Raw genomic sequence first — 21,368 nt, 5'->3', positions numbered from 1 at the left:
TACGTATATAATTCCAACATTTAAACTATATACCAACAGAGGTGAAATAAATGAAAAAACATTTAATTGCATTAGATTTAGATGGCACACTTTTAACGGATGAAAAAACCATTTCACAAAAATCAAAGCAAGTGTTATCCGAAGCAGTAAAGAAAGGCCATATTGTTGTCATTTCTACTGGGAGACCACATAGAGCAAGCATTCAATATTATAAAGAATTACAGTTGGATACCCCTATGGTAAATGTGAATGGTGCTGTTGTACATCATCCTTATGAGCCCAAATGGGATATTGTTCACTCCCCAATGTCGATTCGTACAGCGAAAGAAATTATTCATACATGTTACGAGTTAGGCGTAAAAAATATTATGGCAGAAATTCAAGATGATGTTTATTTAGATCAGTTGGACCATGAGATCATGGAATTATTCCATCTAGGGGACGGCAAACATCCTATTAAAGTCGGAAGCCTTGAGAATCACTTACAGGAAGATCCCACTACTATCTTGATTTATCCCCATGAAAATCAAGTACCATTAATTCGGGCAAGTTTAGATGAAAAACATGCCGAGATGATTGAACACCGAAATTGGGGTGTTCCATGGAACATCATCGAAATTGTTCGTGCCGGTATAAATAAAGCGGTAGGACTCCAAAAAATTGCTCATTATTATGATATCCCGAAAGAGCAAATTATTGCTTTTGGTGATGAAGATAATGATTTTGAAATGATTGAATACGCTGGAGTTGGTGTGGCAATGGAAAATGGAATTAATGAATTAAAACAACGTGCGAATTACATTACGAGAAGTAATGAAGAAGACGGTGTTGCATCGTTTCTTGAGGATTACTTAAAGCTATAAGTATTTCCAAATAACGATTAAAAAGCCAATAATTCCTTTTCATGAACTTCGCGTTTATGTTTAAACTATGCTTGAACGCTGCTTTTGCGTTCAGGCTTTTTTTAATGGGGGGATATGCCTTGAGCAAACGAAGCAAATCAAAGCGATTTGTTGCTGAAGGTGTCAAATCAGTGAAACAACATGATAAACGGTTCCCATATCGGGAACGGTTTACGGACGCGGAGCGGAAGAATGAAGAAGTTGACCAGCATACACTAGGGGGAATTTAACGATGGCAAACAATTTGTTGGAGCAAGCAAGACAAGCAGTAAATCGTGTTGTGGAAATGGGGCAGAATATGAATCAAGCTGACCACCAAAAAGAGATAGAGGTGGCAAAAAACGTGATTCACTCTGCTTATGCACAATCTTCTGCAGAAGAGCAGGCTGAGCTGCAAGAGCTTGAACAACAAATAGAAAACCATTTACAGTAACCCCTAAATTCATGCGGCGCAATTTGCGTCGCATGAATTTTATCTTTACATATAAAATAATTCAGAATAAGATAAATATTAAATCAATTCACAGGGGGATGCTAACATGTTTGTATTAAAAAACGACCAATTTATAAGGCGTAATGAAGCAACTATTGATATTGAAGACCGGGGGCATCAGTTTGGAGATGGTGTTTACGAAGTTTTTCGTCTGTATAATGGAAACATATTTATGTTATCTGAACATTTAGATCGACTAGTATATAGCTTAACTGAACTTAAAATTCCATATGACATTTCTAAAAAAGCGTTGAAGAATCAGTTACATGAATTAATCAACAAAAACGGGGTTAAAGATGGTGGCATATATCTTCAAATCACAAGAGGGGTAGCACCACGAAGTCACCCTTTTCCTCAAGATGTACATCCTCAACTAATTGCGTATACAATACCAGTAAGCAGGCCTACTGAAGCTCAGGAGAATGGTGTAAATACTACATTAGTCGAAGACTTACGCTGGGGACGTTGTGACATTAAGAGCTTAAATTTATTATGGAACATTATGGCGAAACAACAAGCGAAAGAACACGGTTATTTTGAGTCCATCCTCTACCGTAGCGAACAGCATATAACAGAAGGATCTTCTTCAAACTTTTTCGGTGTAAAAGAGGGAGTTGTCATTACCCATCCAGCAAATCGCTTTATTTTAAACGGAATTACAAGGATTGCCATTAAACAAATTTGCTCCGAACTACATATACCGTTTAAAGAACAAATTCTAACCCTTAACGATTTACAACAGTTAGATGAAGCTTTCCTATCGTCAACTACTCTTGAGGTGGTACCCGTGACATCAATTGATGACATTCAAGTTAACGGTGGTGCCATTGGAGATATTACCAAACAAATATTAGAACAATTTATCCTTAAAACGAAAAGTTAGGATAAAAACGGGAATAAAATACAATAATCCAACAAATGCTAATAAATATGGAAAGTCCGAAGAAGGTAAACTTTAACTTCCGCCATTTTACATGGTCATGGTAAAGAACATGTATGAAAATGTAAGGGATAACCATAAAAATGAATCCAAAACATATTGCAAAAACGAATAAGCCTAAACTAGCTAGATAATGATAGGTAACTAAATGGAATGAACCAAATAATGAGAAAATCGGTATCATCATAAAGATCGGAGTTAGAATTAAATAGCAATAAGTATGGTATGGGTAACGTTTGACAAATTCGTGAACAACAGGCCCGTCTAACCAAGATTTAAATAGGGATAAATAATGCAAGAAGAGTTCATGAAATGCAGTAACATTACGTCTGAGTCGGGATTCGATTTTTGACATTGTTTCATTCTCCTTTCTATTTAATAGTTATTCTTAGTCTTGAACGGTTATGAGTGTATATCTAGTTTCATATCTATCATTTCCATTTACCGTCTTTCTCAAACTTTCCATTCATGCTAATATAATAAGAGATTATGAGGGAGGGATACGAATGGGTGTAATAGCAGAACCTACTCCAAATCCAAACGCAATGAAATTTACTGCAGACCAAGATATTTTTGAAGGTGACGGGAGCATTTCCGTTATGCCTGGTCAGCAAAGCGACTTTGACATTATGAATGACCTCATGAATGTGGAAGGCGTAGATAACGTTTTCGGTTACAAAAATTTTATTACGGTAAATAAAACGTTTGATACACAGTGGGAAGAATTAGTCCCAAGAGTAGAAGAAATTTTTGAAAAACACGGATTGTAAATGATAGCTTAAAGGAAAGGCATACATGAACATCCACACGAAGCTCAGAGTTTTGAATATACTCTGGGCTTATCTTTTTTTGTTTATACATAGATAAATGAATTAGGTGATGAAGATGGTGAAACCTTCTAAAGGGATTGGCCTTGTGCTTGTTATAGTTGGGGCTACTTTTTGGGGTGTAGGTGGTACGGTATCACAAAAATTATTTCAACAATTTGGTGTGAACGTTAACTGGCTTGTCACAACAAGATTATTAATAGCTGGAATTTTACTATTAACCGTTCAATATGTTTATAAGGATCGATCACAAATCACGGCTGTCTTAAAAAACAGAAAAGTGGCTGTCCAATTAATCATTTTCGGGATAATAGGTATGCTTGCAGTTCAATACACATACATGGCATCCATTAATTACGGAAATGCAGCCGTCGCTACGTTATTACAATATTTAGCCCCTGTAATGATTATGGTGTACTTACTTATACGAAAACAAACGATATTGACAAAAAGAGATTTCTTTAGCGCAACCCTTGCGGTAACTGGATGCTTTTTCTTACTGACTAATGGGTCATTTTCTTCTTTATTTGTCCCGATTCCGGCTATGATTTGGGGGGTATTATCCGGTGTCGCATTGGCGTTTTATACGTTATATGCAATACCTTTATTAAAACAATACGACTCTCTTGTTATTGTTGGCTGGGCCATGATTATTGGTGGCGTCGCCTTAAGTATTATCCATCCTCCATGGCAGGTGACTGTGACAACCGTATCTATTGAACAGTTCCTTTATTTAATATTTGTTATTGTATTCGGTACAATGATTGCCTTCTGGTTTTATATTGAAAGTTTACAAAGCCTATCAGCGAAAGAAACAAGCTTACTCGGTAGTTTAGAACCATTATCAGCAGTTGCGACAACCGTTTTTTGGCTCCATGAACCATTTGGTAAGTTCCAATGGATCGGAACCTTTTGTATTATTTGTATGATCTTTATGTTATCCGTAATCGAGGAACCTCCTTCCAAGAAAGGTGCAACCCATCATAAAAAAGACAGCCCCTCCAAAGTCAGGTCAATATGACCAATTTGAAGGGGCTTTCCTTTAGAGTTATGTTCTACATTCAGAACTTAAGGTAATGTAATATTGACGTTTTGAACAAATGGGGTACCTTCAATGACTTGTTGATTTAGTTGAGCAGGGAGTAAAGTTACAAGCACAGTATAGTTCCCTGCTTCTACCTTATTCCCCTCATTGTCCTTTAAGTTCCACGTTTCCTCCCATGTTTCTGATTCACCGGCGCCAATTTGTTTGTTGATTAACGCTTCAGTGAAAGCTTTTCCGTGAGAGTATTTGTACACTTCGGCCCCTTGTTCATTTTCTACAACGATTTCGTATTGTTGCCCAGAACTAAAGGTTAGTTCGACATCTTGGTTACCTGAATTCGTCAGCGTAAGTTGAAATGTCACACTATCAGCAGTTTTCTCTGTATTAACGGTAAGTTCTAACTCCTCTAACAATGACGTGATATCTACTTGCTGGCCATCTTTCTTTTGCCCGATAGAATCTCCTCCTCCATTGCTTCCTTGTAATTCATCTTCTGCATTTGAACCAGAAGATTGTCCACAAGAAACTAACATAACTAGGCTAAACGCTACAGGAAATATTATTCGCTTTACCAAATCGTTCACTTCCTTTTTGGCTATTGGTCTTTTCTTAGTATGTTAGTCGAGTTGCAAAAACAAACGTTACACGATCTTTTCATCTTCTCTACGAAAGAAACCAAATATACCAGTCGTTTGTACAATATTCGTAAAGGCATTCGGATCTACTTCAGTAATAATTTTTTCTAAATCGTAAAGCTCATACCTTGTAATGACCATAATGAGCATATCCTTTTCTTCTTTTGTAAAAGCACCTTTCGCAGGAATTGTTGTTATCCCACGTACCATATTCGATTGTATAGCTGTTACTAAATCGTCTGCTTTCGTTGTAATAATCATTGCTGTTAATTTTTCATGACGTGTATGGAGTGCATCAATCACTCGTGTAAGAACATATAATGTAACCATCGTATACAAGGCTTTTTCTGGGTCATATAACCATCCTGCCATAAAAATGATAAATCCATTCATGACAAGGAAATATAATCCGATTGGTCGGTCTTTCATGCGAGATAACACCATAGCCACGATGTCCATTCCACCTGTTGAGGCACCCCATTTTAACGTTAAGCCTATACCTACTGCTGCAATCACACCACCAAATACTGCGTTCAGTAAAATATCGTCCGCTAACTTTACCAGCGGTATCGTCTCCAAAAATAAAGTTGTAGCTGCTACAGATATTAAACTGTAAATCGTAAATCCTTTTCCGACTTTTTTCCATCCTAATATAATAACAGGTATATTTAGTAAAAATAGGAGTATACCAGTAGATAAATCAATATTTAAAAAGTCCTTAAATATACTCGAAGTAAGCTGGGCTATTCCTGTAAAGCCACTCGCATAAACATTTGCCTCAATCAAAAATAAATTTAATGAAACTGCATTCAACAATGCACCAAATATGACAATCGCAAAGCGTTTCGCTTCAAATAAAAACATAGTGTCCTCCTTTTTATGCTATACTCGATGGTATAAAATGCTTTTGTTAATTTTAAAATTTTTTAAGTAGGTGATAAACATGAGTATTAAAATCATTACAGATAGTGGTGCTGACTTACCAAAGTCCTATTATAGCGAATATGAAATCGACATGGTACCTTTAAACGTCCATTTAAATGAAAAAGATTATGAAGACGGTGTCACCATTGAATCAAAAAGTGTATATGACGCTATGAGAGAAGGTGCTGTCCCAAAAACTTCTCAACCATCTCCAGAAGCGTTTATGAAAACGTTCTCTACCTATGTGGAAAGAGGGCTTCCATGCTTGTACATCGGATTTTCATCGCAACTATCTGGAACATTTCAAAGTGCGACAATTGCTAGACAGCAAATATTAGAATCCCATCCTAATGCACAGATTCACCTTGTGGATTCAAAAAGCGCTTCAATGGGATTAGGGTTTATTGTCTTAAAAGCTGCCGAACTTGCAAAACAAGGTGCTTCAATGGATGAAATTGTAAAAGCGGCTGAATTTTATGCCAACCATATGGAGCATATCGTGACCGTTGATAATTTAGAATACTTACTCCGCGGTGGTCGCTTGAGTCGAACGTCTGCAATAGTTGGCGGATTACTAAATATTAAGCCAATCTTAATTATTGAAGAGGGAAAACTTATCCCACATGAAAAAATTCGTGGAACGAAAAAAGTGTATAAACGAATGGTGGAAATTACAGGCGAACGTGCAAAAGAAATATCGAAACAAACCGTCATTATAGGTCACGCCGATGCTCCTGATAGTGTAAAAAAACTTGAATCATTAATTCAAGATACCCTTAACCCTCAGGAAATTGCTATTCATGATGTTGGTTCCGCAATTGGAGCGCACGCAGGTCCTGGCGCCTTAGCAATATTTTTCTTAAATGACCTATATGAGTAATTTACCCGTACTTAGATATTTTAAAGTATCGATTCTACGCAACTGTACTTTTTTTCGTCAACGGTTATTTTCAGGTCAGTCTGCCACAAATTAGCAGTAAGAAATTGGCTGAATAACCGTCCGCAATGGCTTGATATATGTTACGATCAAACCATCGACAATAAGGAGGTACAAACTAATGCGTTTAAGTGATTTAATTCGTCTGTACGAACAGGAACGAAACGAATGGCCAGCCTCTCCGAATGAGCTAGTAAAATTTTGTCATGAAAAATATGAGCAAGGGGCAATTGCATCAAACGAATTTCAACGTTTGTATGATCAATTACATAGTAAAAGGACTTCTCCTGTTTACGTTATACATTAAAAAACCTAAACCTGGCTTTATCCCAGGTTTAGGTTTTTTCTTATTTTCATACAGTTTAAAATAATTTAACACCGAATGGTAAACGGCCGAAGCCAAGTACTAGAGCGATAAACAAAACAATGCCCCACTGGATCCACCATGCTTTTGCAGGTAAGCCACGTTTCCGCTTAACTGTAATCATTTCCATACTAAAGATTACCCAGAAACCCGCAATCATTTTAATAACAAGCTCTCCACTGATGTTTTCATAGTAGGTGAAAAGTAAAATACCAGAAAATAAGATTAGTAAATAAACAAGCCTTAAAACCATTTGCAAAATCTTTGCTGGTTTTTCCTTCCCTTTGTTAGTCAAAGAGAAAATAACAGCAAATAATATTAACGCTAGAACCCATGACGTTATATGTAAGTGTGTCATCTACATATCCTCCTATTGTTAAAAACTCATTTACATATTAACACGTTTTCATACTGCTGTGAAACAAAACTAATAGACTAAATACAACATAGTAGAGGAACTGTTATAATAATATTTAGTACTAACTAACTATGGAGGGATAAAATGGCAACTTCAAGTCGACATGTAATTGAACAGACTGAAAAATTCGGTGCAAAAAATTATTTACCACTGCCTATTGTTGTTTCAAAAGCAGAAGGAGTTTGGGTAGAGGACCCTGAAGGGAATCGCTACATGGATATGTTAAGCGCATACTCTGCTGTAAACCAAGGCCACCGTCACCCGAAAATTATAAATGCTTTAAAGGAACAGGCCGATCGGGTTACCCTCACTTCACGAGCATTCCATAACGATCAACTTGGTCCTTGGTATGAAAAAATTTGTCAAATGACAGGGAAAAACATGGCTTTACCGATGAACACCGGTGCTGAAGCTGTAGAAACAGCCATTAAAGCTGCACGTCGTTGGGCTTATGATGTAAAAGGAGTTGAAGACAACAAAGCGGAAATCATCGCATGTGTAGGTAATTTCCACGGCCGTACGATGACTGCAGTATCCCTTTCATCAGAAGAAGAGTATCAAAGAGGATTTGGCCCCCTTTTACCAGGGATAAAATTAATTCCTTACGGTGATGTAGATGCCTTAAAAGAAGCGATTAACGAAAATACAGCCGCTTTTCTATTAGAACCAATTCAGGGGGAAGCTGGAATTATTATACCTCCAGAAGGATTTTTAAAAGAGGCTGCAGACGTATGTAAAGAACAAAACGTCCTCTTTATTGCCGATGAAATTCAAGCTGGCTTAGCACGCAGTGGAAAAATGTTTGCATGTGAATGGGAAGATGTAACTCCCGACGTATTGATATTAGGAAAAGCACTTGGTGGCGGGGTATTTCCAATTTCTTGTGTTGTTGCCAATGATGACATTTTAGGTGTATTTAATCCTGGTTCACATGGGTCAACGTTCGGTGGAAATCCACTAGCTAGTGCTGTATCTCTTGCGTCATTAGAAGTTTTAGAGGAAGAGAAACTCCATGAACGTTCCCTGGAACTTGGAAACTACATGTTAGACGAATTACGTAAAATTGATAATCCAGTCATAAAAGAGATTCGTGGTAGAGGTTTGTTTATTGGAGTTGAGTTAAATGAATCTGCCCGCAAGTATTGTGAACAGTTAAAAGAAAAAGGATTATTGTGTAAAGAAACGCACGAAAATGTCATCCGTTTCGCACCCCCGCTTGTGATTGAAAAGGATGACCTTGATTGGGCACTGCAAAAAATTAAAGAAGTACTATAACGAAAAAACGTAGACGGCAGTCTACGTTTTTTGTTTCTTACGTTTAAAAGATTGTTTTTGGCCATAAGTTAACGTTCGCCATAACCATTCCAGTGGCCCAAAGTGAAAATACGTTAACCACCATTTGCTTAAGATGACTTGAAATATGAAAATAACGAATACAATGATCACGCTTCCAATTGGCCTTACCTGTCCGTACAAACCGAGACCAGGTCCGTAAAACAAGAAGAAACAAATGATAGACTGGGAAACATAATTCGTTAAGGACAATCGACCGACATATGTAAACATGACTAATAGCCGTTGCCATAGCCTATTTTGGTATAGTAATGTAATGCTAGTTAAGTAAAACACACTTGATGCAGCACCACCAATATGATCTTGAATATATCCTAGCCATGAAGGATTTCCTAATAAATATGGACCTGCTTTAAATAGCAATGCAATGACAAACGAGGTAATACAAAGATATTGCAAAGTAACCTTATGTTTTATGACATCATGGAGCCATCCTTTTCGCCAAATAAATATCCCAATTAAAAACATCGGCAATACTGCTAACATTAAAAAGATATACCCCATTCCATCATTCACATATAACCAATCTTCATAATTTTGTGCTAATACGGTCGTAATCGAACTTGATTGATATCGTTCAAAAGCTTGTTGAATCATATCATTGTTCACAAAATCTAAGTGATTGCGAACCGAGTATAGTAGCCATGTAACAACAACACTCGGTATGACTATGAGCGCCAATCCCCATATATAAATCGTCTTCACATTCCGCTTAAAAAAGAATAATAATAAAAAGCCTATAATGCCGTAACTGAGTAAGATGTCCCCATGCCAAAGTAAAAAAGAGTGAGAAATGCCAAGCCCAATTAGGATGAACAATCGTCTTACAATCACGACTGAAACATAATTCGCACGATCAGCTGCTCTTTCCCTCATCATTTGTAAACCAAAACCGAACAATAATGAAAAGAGAGTATAAAAGCTTGCTTGAAAAAAAATATCGATAATAACTTGTATCGTTTTATCAATTGGGGCATTCCAATACACTTCTTCTCCTCCATAGAGAAAAAATGGCGCATGAAATGCTGGAACATTTACCATGAGAATACCAAATAAGGCGAAACCTCTAACAGCATCTATCCAGTTTAAACGATCTTCTTCACGTATAGGTTTATGACCATTCATCTAATCCTCTCCTTATTTTCTTTATTTTACTTGAATCGAATATGGTCGTCATGTGTTTTTAATACTTTGAACATATGTTTAGCCTAAACATAGGATGATATATAAAGGAGGAAAAAGACGATGCCAGCCTTTGTAGGAGCCGTGAAAATTAATAGTATTGCATCTTCAGCAATTTTCCATATAGGTGACGTCTATTCAATGGCACCTTATAGTACAGCGAAAACATTTGCAGGTGGCGGTTCATTTAACACTGGGGATGGAATTAGAATCAATTTAGGTCATTCCTACACACACGTATTAGATAAAGACAGAATCGATTCCTCCATTTCAGCTAACGCATAGGGGGGCAATTAATTATGAATTACACAATATATCAAAACATTTCCATCCAATTTTTAAAGGTCAATTCGGTCACTAATTCCTCAGTTCTACAAATTGGCAGCTCTGGTTCCATTCAGTCGTTATCCCAGTTATATAATACAGGTGACTATACCGAACTCGCTGAACCAGCAGAACCTATGGATTACCAACCAATGGTTCCCCTTGCCCCTCCGACGCAATCACAATAATGATTCATCCACATAACATAATATAGATATACGCCCATTAACGGGAGGGATCGGGGTATGTACTACAACGAATGGAATGCGTATTTTGCATCCTTGGGGAATACAATTCAGCAACAACAACATGAGATTCTGCAGTTAAGACAACTCGTAAAGCAACTTGAGGAACAGGTAGCTTCATTACAAGATAGGCCGACGACAAATATTGAAAAAATCGAATATCATTTCGACCAATTAAAGGTTGAAACATTAGAAGGAACATTAAATATTGGACTTTCACCACAAGGAATTTCTACACCAGAGGATATTTCGATACCGAGTGAAACCAATCAATCTACCCAACCACCTTCCCCAATCGTGCAAGATCTAGTCCAACAAATGGATCCGTTCCTTCGACAGGAGCTCCCGGCCATCATTGATGAAATTGTTAAAGAACAGAATCGTGCTACCCCACCAGGATTGCAAAAAATGATATTACAAGATATTTATCATCAATTGCCAGAACGGGTTCAATATTATCTTTCACAGCATAACGGTTTAGTTGATGATAAAACACGGGACATGATTTTAGAAGAAGTAAGACAAGAGATTATTCAATCTGTTAAAACATTTATTGAAAATAATGGAGGAGAAGCATCATGAATTTTACTGTTCATAATTACGGTTTACATGTTGACCATGTTCGAATTACAGGTGTATCATCATCCTCCCTGTTTTTAGTGGGAGATATGAATAAAGTTAAACTATCTTCAATGTATGATACACCTCCTGAATCTTATGTAGTGACATCGAATGTTCCTTTAAGAAGGAGATAACATGAAACGAAATTCTAAAGTAGACCACATCTATATCAACTCAATTAGTGAAAGCTCAATCTTTCAAATTGGGGATGGCAAACATGCAACACCTAACATAGATGCACTAGCCGTTCAAAAAGAAGGGGCGGTTTATCAAACAGATGCATTTCCATTATCCCAATATCCTATTTTTTCAAGGCCGTTCCCAGAAATTGTAGATGTACCAGGGGTATACGCGCGATTTATTCATCATAATCGAAGCATACATGTACGCTCTCTAGACTTTGAGGGTGTTGCTGGTTCTTCTATTGTACAAATTGGTTCCTTAGGTGAAGTAGATGCACGTGCAAAAACGAAGCACATTCGCATCATTCAAGAAAAGGTATCGAACACTTCCAATTCTGAAGCATAATTTAATAAATGAATGAACTCTTTTATAAAGTAGGTGTATACGAAATGCCCTCAATGGTTGGACCGGTAAAAATTAATAGTAATGATAGTGGTGTTGTAAACTTTGGTGATTCATTTTACGTATCACCGAAAAGTACAGCAAAAACAAACTCAGGTTCTGGATCATTTAGTACTGGTGATTTTATCTGTACGAACAACTTTATCAGTACAACGAACCCGTTTGACCCAGATTTCCAAGATTCAAACAGCGCTGGAAATGCATAAAAAAGAGGAACTATACATTAGTTCCCCTTTTTTGTGCGTTTGGTTAGCCGATTACTTTCAACAAATATGACTTATCAAAAAAGTATAAATATGCCTGTTGGACGGGTTTTTGTAATATATTCTCCACTGCCCTTTTATACAAAGTTAGTTGGAGTTCATAACGTTTTTTTAATGAAACAATATTCTCTTCTGTCAATTCCTCGGGAAGTGAATCCGTTTTATAATCTAACAAGATGTACCCTTTTTCCGTCGGTATTAGACAATCAATCACACCTTGAAGCAGCACTTTTTCGTCTGTATAATCTTCTTGCCAATCGGGGTAGACTTCATTAGCCGGTAATCCCAAACTAAACGGTACTTCCCGTTGTACTTCTGAAGCAGACAGAATCATCTTACCCATATCCGTCTTAAAAAAGGAAACAATAGCTTGAATATCTATAACTGTTGCTTCATCTTTTGTAAGTAATTCACGGTGAACTAATTGATCAACATAATCTACTACTTCGTCCCTCGTATATGTTTTGGTTAGTGGTATATGTTGCATAACTGTATGCATCGCACTTCCCTTTTCTGCAGCAGTTAACTTTTTTTCCTCCTGCATAAAGCGGGGTCGCTTCACAATTGGACGACGAAACTGTTTTACCAACTGATCACTGCTATATTCATCCTTCATCTCCCGTTGTCGTTTCAACTCCGTTACCGTTTGTTTTGCGCGATAGTGAGCTGCTTTGGCAAAAGGATACTGAAAAGTAAACCGTTGATCAACTTCATCATAAAACGGGCCTTTTTGATCAGGTGATTGCCACTCCTTAATAGATGTTTCTAAATCTTCCTTACGTTCTTTCGTGATAGTGTCAGGATCTGTAAACGTTACAGCGTGTTCAATCGTCACTTTCCAAGCTGACCTGTCCTCCCATATTGCACTAGCTACATTTATGTCATGGTCATTTTCCCGTAAAGCAGAACCAGATTCGTGGCGTAATATCGCTGGTGCAACCCAATTAAGGTAGGAAAGCGTATCAAGACGAAAGTAGGCAGGTAGCACCCAATCTTTATGATCTATAATGAGCTGCCATTTCTTCTTTCTCTTTTCAATATCATTTACTACACCAACCATAAACAGTTTTTCCTTTGCTCTCGTCAGTGCGACATATAACACACGCATTTCTTCAGCTAACATTTCCCGTTGTTTAGCGACCTTTAAAGCATTAAACGGTAAAGTTGAATACATAATCCGTTTTTCAGGGTCTACAAACTTAACACCTGCACCTAGGTCTTTATGAAGCAAATATTTACCTCGTAAATCTTGCTGGTTAAATTCCTTGTCCATACCACCTACGATCACAACCGGAAACTCAAGTCCTTTACTTTTATGAATCGTCATAATCCGTACAACATCTTCCTGCTCCCCTAAAGCACGTGCAGCACCTAAGTCTTCGCCACGCTCTTCCATCCTTTCAACAAAACGTAAGAACCGGAAAAGCCCTCTAAACGAAGTGGATTCATAGGAGCGTGCTCGGTCATATAAAGCACGTAAATTCGCTTGTCGTTGTCTCCCTCCAGGTATACCACCTACGAAATCGTAATATCCTGTTTCACGGTAAATATCCCAAATAAGCTCAGAAAGTGATCCTTGTCGCGCCCTTGTTCTCCACGTCTCCAGCTTCATCAGAAAGCGATCTACGGCATGTCTTAATTTTTCACTCTCACCTCTACGTTGGTAAGATTTCAACGCAACATAATAGCTCTCTTTTGGGGCTGCTAACCGTATTTTCGCTAATGCGTCTTCATCAAGACCGACAATTGGTGAGCGAAGGACAGATGCTAAAGGAATATCTTGTTGCGGATTATCAATAACTTTCAACAGACTGATCATGACCTTTACTTCAATTGCCTCAAAGTAACCTGTTGACAGTTCTGCATAAACAGGGATCCCTTGCTGCTTTAACTCTTCAACTATTGTCGGTGCCCACGTCATCGATCTCATGAGGATAACAATATCCCGAAATTGTACATTGCGAAGCTGTTCCGTTTGTTTATCAATCACTTGTAGCGGCTGGTCATCTTTTTGTCCGATCCACTGCTTGATTTTTTCTGCATAAGCCCTTGCTTCGATTTGTGCCTTTTGTAAGTCACGAAAATCTTCTCCGTCTTCATTTTGGTCAATTTTGTCATCGTCGTTGTTATCGATGATGAGTAATTCCGCTTCAGTGTTATTCGTAACAAGATCTTCATAAATCTGGTTGCTAAAGATTAGTTCGGCATCCTCATCATATTGGATTTCTCCTACTTCCTCGTCCAATATTTGCCGGAAAATATAATTCGTTGCCGATAAAACTTGGTGTCGGCTTCGGAAGTTCCTTGATAAATCAATGCGAACATTATCATTATCATCATGGGCAAACCGTTTATATTTTGTAATAAAAAGGGTCGGTTCGGCATGGCGGAATCGGTAAATACTTTGTTTCACATCTCCAACCATAAATAAGTCTCCACCATCTTCTCCAGCTGTAATTAACTGAAGTATGGTTTCCTGAACGAGGTTCGTATCTTGATATTCATCAACTAAAATTTCTCGAAACTGCTGCTGATACTGTGTCGCTACAGATGATGGTATATTTTCAGATGCAGTCGATGATGAATCAAGTAAGATATTTAAACAATAGTGCTCGAGATCGGCAAAATCAACGATAGCTTGTTCCTTTTTCTTTGAACGATATCGCTCGTGAAACTCTACTACTAACTTGGATAACTGTTTCATAACCGGATGGAGCTGTTGTAAATCTTGTAAATAGTATGTTAATGAACGGGAAAACCATTGTTTCTGTAAATCTTCCCATCTCTTCTTATACCTTTTACGAATGTCTTTGACACGTTCTTGTTTACTCGTGTTGCATTCTACCTTTTTTCGTGAAAGAGTGGTAAACTTACTATTTTCGTGGAAAAAGGTATACAAAGATTCCCATCCTTCTGTTAATAATTGTGCCGCACGCTCAAACTTATCAATATCAGCGTCAATTGCATCAGCATAATGATATGGACCATCTGACTCTCTCGTTATATCTAAGGCTTGGTTGGCTTCAGCAATCATGGCTTGCAATTGACGCTGTACATCCTTTTTCATAATAGGCATCCAGGCTAAATCATCTTCTCGTGTATCAGGCGTTACATTGTACATTTCAGTCATTTCGGAGAGCCATTGCTCTGGTGAAGGGTTTTGCATCGCAAAATCATAAAGTTTTAACAACAGCTCTTCTACTTCCATATCACTTCGATCGCTTGAAAAGCGATCGACAATTGCGAAAAACTGTTCTTGTTCTTCTCCCTCTTTGCCATACCATTCCTCAAATAACTCTTCAAGTACTTCTTGGCGGATTAAATCCGCCTCCACATCATCGGCAATTCGAAAATGCGGGTCAATATCAAGTTGATAACTATATTTTCTTATGACCTCCATACAAAAGGAGTGAAGGGTGGATATACTAGCCCTTTGTAATAGTGATAGTTGCTTCTTTAAATGTGCCGATGATGGATGTTCTTTCAATGCCGATTCCAGTGCAGCACCAATTCGATGACGCATCTCTTGTGCAGCTGCATTTGTGAAAGTTACAACCAATAGTTCATCAATGTTCAATGGATTTTCCTTTTTTAATAACTTTTGGATAATCCGCTCTACTAAGACTGCTGTTTTTCCAGACCCTGCTGCGGCAGCTACAAGTACATCGGTCCCTTCCGTGTAAATAGCCCGCTCCTGTTCCTTAGTCCATTTCATGTGATCCCCCTCCCTCCTTTTCTTCTAATTCTTGTAAAATGTCTTCATCTTCTCGTTTTTTCAATATCCGAAACTCGTTTTCTTCTAACGTTGCATCGAATTGGCATAAGGACTTGAATGAACAAAACGTACATGCAGTCTGTTGATCTTGCTGAAACGGGTTTAAGTCTACTTTCCCATTGACAATTTCTGTACCAGCAGAGGTCATTAATTGACGTACATATTGGTTTAACCGATTAAATAGGGCTTGTTCAATCGTTTTGGATCCTTTTCTGAAACTACCATCTTTCTTCAGCCCTACTGGAACAATATCGCTCGCACCAGTTGCAAGGTCCATGTCCATTTTTTTCACTATATTTTCATCTTCTAACAGTAAGCCCTTCATCTTAAACTTCTTAAACATTTCATCTTCAATATCACTCATGTTAAAGGACTTTGGCTCTGAAATAAGCGGATCATGAACATGAAAATAAAGAACTCCAGCAGGACTTGCTGATTTTCCGATCCATTTCTCTGCATTCGTCAGTACCACATCTAAATAAGCAAGCATTTGTAATGATAATCCATAGTACACTTCTAAGAGGTTTAAATCTTTGGCGCTAGATTTGTAATCAATAATGCGCAAATAAACATCATCACCAATTTCCGCTTTATCAACACGGTCAATTCGTCCCCGCAATTCTAATTTGTATCCATCGGGTAAGTCCAAGTACAACGGCGGAAGCTGTTCCTTTTGCCCGAACCCTAATTCAATTCCAGCAGGGGAGAAATCAGATCGCTTCGCCTGTTCTGCTAAAATATTTGCAGCACGAACGACGACCTTTTCTAACTTGCGTAAAATATATTGATAACGATTTGAGCTAAATAAAATTTGATGTTGTAATATTGGCGACAATTGTTCAATTGCCTGTTTCGCATAATGGTATATTTCTTTTTTCGTTAAATCTTTAAATGTTTTCCCATCTTGTAATAACCATTCGGTAATTTTTTTCAAGGCTTCATGGAACAGTGAACCAATATCTGGGGCGTCCAATTTATAAATTTGTCTATCTTGTAGGCCTAGTGTATATTTAGCGAAATATTGATATCCACATTTGTAGTACGTCTCTAAACGGGACACACTTGTTTGCACTAATTCAGGGTAAACCTTCTTTGCTGTATCAGCTGTTAAGAGAGTTGGCTTGTTCTCATAAAACAGACTCATCATAACCCGCTTCGATTCACCTTCAGCAGGTTCGTTTTCTATAAACCATTTAAGGACGTCCCAATACACATCGTGTATCGGATAGCCTCGTAAATGCTTAGCTAGCTGGTTCGTTAAAATCGATCGGGCCTTTTGTGGGACTGTAATAAAACGGTATGGATTTTGCTCATCTTCATCCTCAAGTAATAATGTTTCCTCAACTTTCGGAAACATTTCTTTTATTCGATTTATTAAAGGAGACGGTGTTTTCGCTTTTCCTTCTTCATCACTTAGCGGGTAGCTGATCCATAAATAATCTGATGGTGTAGTAAACGCTAAATATACGTAAAACCGATCATCAAGGAGTTGACGATTGCCCCCATCAGCTAGAGAGATGCCATTCTCTAATAACAATGAGCGCTCTTCATCAGAGATCATGCCATCGACTGTTGGCTTCTGCGGCCAAACCCCTTCATTTACACCTAGTAAGAAGGCACATTTTACATTAGAAATACGAGAACGATCCACACTAGCGACAATTGCATGGTCCATACTTGGAGGAACATGAGCAAAATTTAATGATTCAAAACCTGTTTCCAATGTCGTACGAAATACTGATAGCGTCATGTCTTCTTCGCCTAACATTTCAACCATTTCGTCAAACAGTTGGATAACAGCATCCCATACTTGCTCTTGTTCTCTTGCTCTTTCAATCTCTCCTGACTCATCATATTGATTACGCCACTGTTCTAATGTTTCAGGGACGCCTAATTGTTCTAACCAACGGAATATCGTTGCACATTTTTCTTTTACAGTTCCCTCTTTACGAAGTTTGTCATCAAAAGGGCCTAGAGCTGCTACTACTTGTCGGCGCAAACGATTAATTCGTTCTTCCTTTTCCTTCTCCTTACTTGTTTGCCCCCCAGCATCAAAGCCACGAAAACGTCGATAAATCCACGTTTTTTCATTCATCCATTTCTCCCTGGTTCGGATGCCGTATTCTAAAACATAGTTTTCTAACTCATCAACAGCTTCCTGATCTAATGGGTGATCATAATCTGTTTTTGGAATGAAATCGGTTTTTAATACACGGAACACAGCATCGTAACGCCAGTTTCCCTCGATCACATCCAATATCGAACGGATCAACTCGATGAGAGGATGGTTTAACATCGTTCGCTTCTCATCTAAAAAGACTGGAATCTCGTAATCTGTGAAAATGGCTTGTATAACGTCGTGATACACATCAGCATTACGAATTAATATAGCCATGTCCTTGTATCGATAACCTTCATCACGTACTAAACGTAAAACTTCCTGTGCGACACCTTCCACTTCCGCTCTTGGGTGAACTGCTTGCGCAAGTTTTATAGGTGCCTCACTGTCGTAAACTTTCGTAGGGTGCTCATCAAAATGCTTCTCCAAATGGGCAAAATATGGCTTGTCCATAAACCGGGACTTTTCGGGTTTCAAGACAATTGGTTCTTCTTGTTGTACTTGAAGATGCTCGGCTACTTCTAGTATCTGTTGGTACGTTTGTTTTGTTTGATAAAATAAATCAAGTTCGTCAGCACTATCGGTGTGCTGCAAGTCATGAGTTAGCGTAATCGTTACATGATCCACCTTCTTTATCAATGCTTCAATTACCATTAGTTCTTGAGGAGTAAATCGATAAAACCCATCTAAATATACTTCAGCTCCATTCAAGAAAGATGCCTCTTCTATTTTCCTCGCCAGTAAATCGAGTTGATCTTCACTATCAATATAATGTTCTCTCAAAGCGGCTATTAATTGTTCATAAATGTAGGCAAGATCTGTCAGCTTATGTTGCAATGTCTTTTCATGTTCGTGCTGATGAACATATTGGCCTAACTCATTTGTAAACGTCATAAGATCTTCTGGAGTAATACGATATCTCTTAAATTCTGTAATCATACTCTCAAGTTGTTCCATGAACCCTTGCTTTTCCATCGCCTTTTGGAAGACTTTCCATTCCCCGTCCCGCTCTTCTGTTATTTTTCTTAGCATCATTTGAATACCGGTAGATGTAATAAATTTCTTCGTACCTCCACCTGTTTCCTGAAACACTCTCCATGCCAAACGGGAAAAACTAAACACTTGCGCACGAATTGTCCCATCAATCCCACGCTTTAGTAAACGATATTCTTGCTGAAAGGTCATCTGGTCCGGCACGATGTAAAGAATAGGTTTGCCTTCAGGATTTCCTTTTAACTTTTGTTCAATTTCTTGAAGGCAAAACTCCCCTTTTTCGGTCCCGGACCTACCTAATACGAAACGTAATGTCATACAAATATAATCCTCCCTCTTTTGAACGAAACGTTTTCAATCCGCATAAATTATCAATAGTTGGGCAATAAGGGGGCATTCCTATGTTAAAGAAGTCCGCCATTAGTTGTTCCGTTCTCATCATTTGTGGAATTTTTATTGCGAGCAATATTTATACGATGCTGCCACTTCAGCATATGATTGCAGATCAATTCGCAGTTTCACTACAATCTACATCGCTAGCTAGTTTTTGTTTCGTGTTTACGTATGCCTTTGGGTTACTCATTTTTGGCATCTGTACAGACAAATATAATGAGCGGTCCATCCTACTAATAGGGATGCTCATTTTATCAGTTATCACCTTTGCCACTACTTTTGTAAAAATGCAGTATACGCTCCTTCTTGTATGCAGAACGTTACAAGGTTTTTTTGCTGCAAGCTTTGCTCCTGCAGCGTTTAGTTATATTTTTCGATTTTATTCAAAATCCCTTCAAACGGTATCTATTGCCTTATTAAATACAGGATTTCTTTTTGCTGGAATCTTCGGGCAAATCATATCTGCTTATTTTGCGTTTCAATATACGTTTTCGTCCGTGTTTTATATGTTTGCGATTTTCTACGTAATTTGCTTAATTTCTTTGTTTCTTACTCTTCAGCACTCCGACAAAAAAACTCAACCGAATGCTCGATTACTTAAACATATTGTAACATTAATTCGATTTTCACCATTACAAAAATTGTATATTACCGCCTTTTTCCTGCTGTTTACGATCATGTTATTTTATAGTGGTTTAGAATTATATTTAGTCCTTCATGAACAATTATTTTCTTACACCTTGCAAACATTTCGAATGGTCAGCCTTGTAGGCATAGTCCCCGCCTTTTTTGCACGTCAGCTTGTCGATCGTTACGGAGCTATCCAAGTACTCATTTATAGCTTGCTCCTTATGGCATTCGGATTTATGTTTCCAATGATTCATTTACACGCATGGACAATTACGGTTGCTTCCATATCTATGATTGCTTCAACGTCCTTAACGATACCTATGGTTGTTATCCTTGTCGGAAGATTTGCACCATCAGCTAAAGGTAGAGCAATTTCACTATATTCATTTACTCTTTTAACTGGTGCAAGTTTCGGAAGTATTGTTTCCCCTTTTATACCTTTTCCTCTTATTTTAGCAACCATTTTCCTTATGTTCATATGTCTTGCTCAACTTATTCGTCTTCTTCGAAAGCAAGAGAAGAGACTGATCTCACATTAAAACCCGTCTTGCTCAAGACGGGTCAATTTTCATTTGCGTTATTCGATTTTTGTTGTAACCTTTTTTCAATAATTTTACCGACCATCCAAAACAACAAGATACATATCCCGACTACAATTGATTTCACCGGTTGTGTGGCAAACGATTTAATACTTGCGCCTACATAAGCGATTGTAAAAATCATCACCGCTTTACCGAGGACAACCGCTAGGATGAATTGTTGAAATTTTATTCTTGATAAGGCAGCTACTGTATTGATGATGGCTGATGGTGAAAAAGGAAAACATAATAAAATAAATAAAGGTCCGAATCCATGTTTTTCAAACCAAAATGTTACCTTTTGTACTTGTTTATGGTTTCGAATAAATCGAAAGAACTTTGTTTCACCCAATCTTCTAATGATAAAAAACACAATAATTGCGCCTAATACTGAACCTAGCCATGAATATAAGAACCCTTCAAACAAACCATAAGCCATGGAATTGGCCAGAACGAAAACAATTAAAGGTAAAAAAGGTAGAAGTGCCTCCAATAAAGGTAATAAAATACCTGGCAGTGGACCTAACTTTTCATAGCTATCAAGAAGCTGCATGACATAAGCATCTAATTGGTCATTTTCAATAATTTGTTTAAAATCAGAAAAACTGTTCACTTGTAATGACATATGTTTTTCTCCTAACTTGTCTCGTATCCCATATGCACTCCTCAATAACCCGGCAATTTAAGACAGTAATTACTAATTACTAACTATTACCAAGCTATACTATAGTAAAGTATAAATAAAAATTCGTGTCTTGCCTATGCCTTTCTGTACATTTTTATCCTCTCTCGACATCGATCACATTAGTCACACTTTTTTCG

The 21,368-nt window shown here is 37.7% G+C and carries 24 protein-coding genes; 16 read left to right on the top strand and 8 right to left on the bottom strand.

Annotated elements, in window-relative coordinates:
• Nucleotides 1-50: 50 nt before the first annotated feature.
• The 4 genes from NLW78_RS01795 to dat all read left to right on the top strand — a co-directional run bounded on the left by NLW78_RS01795 (nucleotide 51) and on the right by dat (nucleotide 2,278).
• A complete protein-coding gene (locus NLW78_RS01795; protein WP_254494692.1) occupies nucleotides 51-863 on the top strand; it encodes a Cof-type HAD-IIB family hydrolase in 813 nt (270 codons plus the stop codon).
• A 119-nt stretch (nucleotides 864-982) separates the two neighbouring features.
• Nucleotides 983-1,132, top strand: a complete 150-nt coding sequence (locus tag NLW78_RS01790) for a hypothetical protein (RefSeq protein WP_254494690.1) — start codon at nucleotides 983-985, stop codon at nucleotides 1,130-1,132.
• A 2-nt stretch (nucleotides 1,133-1,134) separates the two neighbouring features.
• Nucleotides 1,135-1,335, top strand: coding sequence for a DUF3813 domain-containing protein (locus NLW78_RS01785; RefSeq protein WP_254494687.1), 201 nt, complete (start codon nucleotides 1,135-1,137; stop codon nucleotides 1,333-1,335).
• Nucleotides 1,336-1,441: 106 nt separating this feature from the next.
• Nucleotides 1,442-2,278, top strand: coding sequence for a D-amino-acid transaminase (gene dat, locus NLW78_RS01780; protein WP_254494684.1), 837 nt, complete (start codon nucleotides 1,442-1,444; stop codon nucleotides 2,276-2,278).
• On the opposite strand, the gene NLW78_RS01775 is transcribed toward dat, so the two are convergent.
• Complete coding sequence (locus NLW78_RS01775) at nucleotides 2,262-2,690, bottom strand: hypothetical protein (RefSeq protein WP_254494681.1); 429 nt, start codon at nucleotides 2,688-2,690, stop codon at nucleotides 2,262-2,264. The genes dat and NLW78_RS01775 overlap by 17 nt on opposite strands.
• Nucleotides 2,691-2,841: 151 nt before the next feature.
• On the opposite strand from NLW78_RS01775, the gene NLW78_RS01770 reads away from it, so the two are divergent.
• Both NLW78_RS01770 and NLW78_RS01765 read left to right on the top strand, forming a co-directional pair.
• Nucleotides 2,842-3,105, top strand: coding sequence for a NifU N-terminal domain-containing protein (locus tag NLW78_RS01770; RefSeq protein WP_254494678.1), 264 nt, complete (start codon nucleotides 2,842-2,844; stop codon nucleotides 3,103-3,105).
• Between the two features lie 115 nt (nucleotides 3,106-3,220).
• On the top strand, nucleotides 3,221-4,183 hold the full coding sequence (locus tag NLW78_RS01765) for an EamA family transporter (protein WP_254494675.1): 963 nt from the start codon (nucleotides 3,221-3,223) through the stop codon (nucleotides 4,181-4,183).
• A 47-nt stretch (nucleotides 4,184-4,230) separates the two neighbouring features.
• Here the strand turns inward: NLW78_RS01765 and NLW78_RS01760 are convergent, their stop codons facing one another.
• On the bottom strand, nucleotides 4,231-4,782 hold the full coding sequence (locus NLW78_RS01760) for a BsuPI-related putative proteinase inhibitor (RefSeq protein WP_254494672.1): 552 nt from the start codon (nucleotides 4,780-4,782) through the stop codon (nucleotides 4,231-4,233).
• A 66-nt stretch (nucleotides 4,783-4,848) separates the two neighbouring features.
• Nucleotides 4,849-5,706: a YitT family protein gene (locus NLW78_RS01755; protein WP_254494658.1), complete on the bottom strand. Its 858-nt coding sequence runs from the start codon at nucleotides 5,704-5,706 to the stop codon at nucleotides 4,849-4,851.
• Between the two features lie 79 nt (nucleotides 5,707-5,785).
• On the opposite strand from NLW78_RS01755, the gene NLW78_RS01750 reads away from it, so the two are divergent.
• Entirely contained in the window at nucleotides 5,786-6,646 is an 861-nt protein-coding gene (locus tag NLW78_RS01750) for a DegV family protein (protein WP_254494656.1), read from the top strand.
• A gap of 178 nt (nucleotides 6,647-6,824) precedes the next feature.
• Nucleotides 6,825-7,010, top strand: a complete 186-nt coding sequence (yppF, locus tag NLW78_RS01745; RefSeq protein ID WP_254494655.1) for a YppF family protein — start codon at nucleotides 6,825-6,827, stop codon at nucleotides 7,008-7,010.
• A 55-nt stretch (nucleotides 7,011-7,065) separates the two neighbouring features.
• On the opposite strand, the gene NLW78_RS01740 is transcribed toward yppF, so the two are convergent.
• Nucleotides 7,066-7,425 (bottom strand): YisL family protein, encoded by a 360-nt coding sequence (locus NLW78_RS01740; protein WP_254494652.1) that lies wholly within the window; start codon nucleotides 7,423-7,425, stop codon nucleotides 7,066-7,068.
• 144 nt (nucleotides 7,426-7,569) lie between these two features.
• On the opposite strand from NLW78_RS01740, the gene NLW78_RS01735 reads away from it, so the two are divergent.
• Entirely contained in the window at nucleotides 7,570-8,760 is a 1,191-nt protein-coding gene (locus NLW78_RS01735) for an ornithine--oxo-acid transaminase (protein ID WP_254494650.1), read from the top strand.
• Nucleotides 8,761-8,781: 21 nt separating this feature from the next.
• Here the strand turns inward: NLW78_RS01735 and NLW78_RS01730 are convergent, their stop codons facing one another.
• The gene (locus NLW78_RS01730) at nucleotides 8,782-9,963 is read right to left on the bottom strand and encodes a DUF418 domain-containing protein (RefSeq protein ID WP_254494648.1); all 1,182 of its coding nucleotides are present in this window, start codon (nucleotides 9,961-9,963) and stop codon (nucleotides 8,782-8,784) included.
• A 120-nt stretch (nucleotides 9,964-10,083) separates the two neighbouring features.
• On the opposite strand from NLW78_RS01730, the gene NLW78_RS01725 reads away from it, so the two are divergent.
• The 6 genes from NLW78_RS01725 to NLW78_RS01700 are packed head-to-tail and all read left to right on the top strand — an operon-like array spanning nucleotide 10,084 to nucleotide 12,001.
• Entirely contained in the window at nucleotides 10,084-10,305 is a 222-nt protein-coding gene (locus NLW78_RS01725; protein WP_254494641.1) for a spore germination protein, read from the top strand.
• Nucleotides 10,306-10,319: 14 nt separating this feature from the next.
• Nucleotides 10,320-10,532, top strand: coding sequence for a spore germination protein GerPB (locus NLW78_RS01720; RefSeq protein ID WP_254494639.1), 213 nt, complete (start codon nucleotides 10,320-10,322; stop codon nucleotides 10,530-10,532).
• Between the two features lie 57 nt (nucleotides 10,533-10,589).
• The gene (gene gerPC / locus NLW78_RS01715) at nucleotides 10,590-11,171 is read left to right on the top strand and encodes a spore germination protein GerPC (RefSeq protein ID WP_254494637.1); all 582 of its coding nucleotides are present in this window, start codon (nucleotides 10,590-10,592) and stop codon (nucleotides 11,169-11,171) included.
• A complete protein-coding gene (locus NLW78_RS01710) occupies nucleotides 11,168-11,344 on the top strand; it encodes a spore germination protein GerPD (RefSeq protein WP_254494635.1) in 177 nt (58 codons plus the stop codon). Before gerPC ends, NLW78_RS01710 begins: the two co-directional genes overlap by 4 nt.
• A 1-nt stretch (nucleotide 11,345) precedes the next feature.
• Nucleotides 11,346-11,738, top strand: a complete 393-nt coding sequence (locus NLW78_RS01705; RefSeq protein ID WP_254494633.1) for a spore germination protein GerPE — start codon at nucleotides 11,346-11,348, stop codon at nucleotides 11,736-11,738.
• A 44-nt stretch (nucleotides 11,739-11,782) separates the two neighbouring features.
• On the top strand, nucleotides 11,783-12,001 hold the full coding sequence (locus NLW78_RS01700) for a spore germination protein (protein ID WP_254494631.1): 219 nt from the start codon (nucleotides 11,783-11,785) through the stop codon (nucleotides 11,999-12,001).
• Between the two features lie 43 nt (nucleotides 12,002-12,044).
• Here NLW78_RS01700 and addA read toward each other — a convergent pair whose 3' ends face one another.
• On the bottom strand, nucleotides 12,045-15,773 hold the full coding sequence (gene addA / locus NLW78_RS01695) for a helicase-exonuclease AddAB subunit AddA (protein ID WP_254494629.1): 3,729 nt from the start codon (nucleotides 15,771-15,773) through the stop codon (nucleotides 12,045-12,047).
• On the bottom strand, nucleotides 15,760-19,263 hold the full coding sequence (addB, locus tag NLW78_RS01690; protein WP_254494623.1) for a helicase-exonuclease AddAB subunit AddB: 3,504 nt from the start codon (nucleotides 19,261-19,263) through the stop codon (nucleotides 15,760-15,762). Before addB ends, addA begins: the two co-directional genes overlap by 14 nt.
• 83 nt (nucleotides 19,264-19,346) lie before the next feature.
• Here addB and NLW78_RS01685 point away from each other — a divergent pair, with 83 nt between their 5' ends.
• Nucleotides 19,347-20,507: an MFS transporter gene (locus NLW78_RS01685; RefSeq protein ID WP_254494621.1), complete on the top strand. Its 1,161-nt coding sequence runs from the start codon at nucleotides 19,347-19,349 to the stop codon at nucleotides 20,505-20,507.
• 22 nt (nucleotides 20,508-20,529) lie between these two features.
• Here NLW78_RS01685 and NLW78_RS01680 read toward each other — a convergent pair whose 3' ends face one another.
• Entirely contained in the window at nucleotides 20,530-21,171 is a 642-nt protein-coding gene (locus NLW78_RS01680; RefSeq protein ID WP_254494619.1) for a TVP38/TMEM64 family protein, read from the bottom strand.
• Nucleotides 21,172-21,368: the final 197 nt, after the last annotated feature.

The organism is Salirhabdus salicampi, from assembly GCF_024259515.1.
Taxonomy (GTDB): domain Bacteria; phylum Bacillota; class Bacilli; order Bacillales; family Alkalibacillaceae; genus Salirhabdus_A; species Salirhabdus_A salicampi.
The sequence above is the reverse complement of the archived record's forward strand: the minus strand, read 5'-3'. Positions and strand labels throughout refer to the sequence as shown.